At 66.2% G+C, this 1,274-nt stretch carries 1 protein-coding gene; it reads right to left on the minus strand.

The window, feature by feature from the left end; genetic code table 11:
• Positions 1-550: 550 nt before the first annotated feature.
• Positions 551-1,054, minus strand: coding sequence for a hypothetical protein (locus ACZ6S5_RS34885; protein ID WP_466006553.1), 504 nt, complete (start codon positions 1,052-1,054; stop codon positions 551-553).
• Positions 1,055-1,274: the final 220 nt, after the last annotated feature.

Consider the following 1,274-nt stretch of genomic DNA (forward strand, 5'->3'; position numbering starts at 1 on the left):
CGATGGACAAGGGCTGCTGCTCGAACAGGCCAAGATCGGCCAGCTGATCCGAAAGAGCCCCTGACCAGCGCGGATGGGTTAACCGGCAAGCACAGGATGGGTGACGCCCTGGTCCTCGTCGTCGTCGAACAACAGGCGTCCCCCAAGGGGCTCGGGGGCAAGCAGCTCTGCTGCGCGGCAGCGAACGCCCCGACCTTGACGACGAGCAATCCCGATGGCGATCGTCACCCCCTCAGCCGCTCATCTTCCTGACCCCCACAGCGTGGCCGCCCGGCCCGGCCCATGCCGGCCGAAGGTCGCCAGCAGGCCGGGGCCGGGCCGGCGCGGCCCGCTTTGCGGGCCGCCTTGACCTGGGATGACGGTGGTGCGCCCGGCAGGATTCGAACCTGCGGCCTTGGGATTAGGAGAAGATCAGGGATGGCTGGTCGGGCGGCTGTGTCCCTGGTCAGCCCGTCCGTGGTTGTCGGGCGACGTCGGCCTCAGCGGGCGGCCGTGGCTGTACGGATGGCCCAAGGCCGAAGCCCTGTCGGCAACCGTTGCTGTCGACCGCTTAGAGGCAGATCCAGCAGTAGATGCTTTCTCCGCTCGTGCGTGCTCTGCGGGCCAGCCCAACAAACTCCCGCAAACGCGACAGCATGACGTTCGGTTGCGTGTCGCTGTAGTAGGACAGCTCCTCGATGCGCGACCACTGCTCGGCCAGGCCCGGCAAGCGGTCGTCCGCGATTTCGGCAAGCGCATCCCGGGCGCGCTCGCTCAGTACGACGACCCAGGGTCCTTCGTACTCAGGGTCTTCGCCAGCGCCGTCCGGCCAGATGAGTCGTTCCCCGATCAGGCCGGTGGCCCACGGCACGTCGAGAGCGAATGAGACGACCTTACCGAGGACTACGGGCGGATCGATCCCCTTGCCGTCCACGGCATCCGCGACGGGAGAGCCTCCCTCTCGCACCACCGGGCCGCCGTCGGTAGCGGCCATCAGCTTTGCGACAGCCTCGTCCTCAGAAGCGCGGAAGTAGTCGTACAGAACACCCACAGAAGCCTCCCGATCGGCCGCCATGCCGCCACTTGTAGGACGACCGAGAGAACATATAACCCCGCCGCCAGGGGAGGCGGATCTCCTCATCGGGCACCCCGAGTTCCCCGAAATCCCCTTTGAATAGGTAGGAGCCGATGACAAGAACAGCTGAAGATGTGGACGCGGACGAGCTGATCGAGTTGTTGCATCTCGGCACCGCGGAGATGTACACGAACGTGGCCGCGGTACGACTGTTGGTGCG

This window comes from Micromonospora sp. NPDC051924 (assembly GCF_055586005.1).